Raw genomic sequence first — 602 nt, forward strand, 5'->3', positions numbered from 1 at the left:
GTCTACTCGCTGCCTGAACTGCCCTACGACTACGCCGCCCTCGAGCCGCACATCTCCGGCAAGATCATGGAGCTGCACCACGACAAGCACCACGCCGCCTACGTCGCAGGCGCCAACGCCGCCCTCGACAAGCTCGCCGAACTCCGCGCCGCCGACGCCGTCGCCCCCGTGGTCAACCTGCACGAGAAGAACCTCGCCTTCCACCTCGGCGGCCACACCAACCACACCGTCTTCTGGAACAACCTCAGCCCCGACGGCGGCGACAAGCCCGAAGGCGAACTCGCCGCAGCCATCGACGACCAATTCGGCGGCTTCGACGCCTTCCGCACCCACTTCAACGCCAACGCCAACGCCATCCAGGGCTCCGGCTGGTCCATCCTCGCCTGGGACTCCATCGGCCAGCGACTGATCATCGTCCAGCTCTACGACCAGCAGGGCAACATCTCCATCGGCCTCACCCCCCTGCTCATGCTCGACATGTGGGAGCACGCCTTCTACCTCGACTACCAGAACGTCAAGGGCGACTACGTCAACGCCTTCTGGAACATCGTCAACTGGAACGACGTCTCCGCCCGCTTCGACCGCGCCCGCACCCAGACCGC

General features: G+C 65.6%; 1 protein-coding gene. It reads left to right on the forward strand.

The window, feature by feature from the left end; translation table 11 throughout:
- The coding region (locus tag FCG67_RS24845; protein ID WP_136912238.1) for a superoxide dismutase at nt 1-602 on the forward strand (602 nt) is incomplete at both ends.

This window comes from Rhodococcus oryzae (assembly GCF_005049235.1).
Classification (GTDB): domain Bacteria; phylum Actinomycetota; class Actinomycetes; order Mycobacteriales; family Mycobacteriaceae; genus Rhodococcus_G; species Rhodococcus_G oryzae.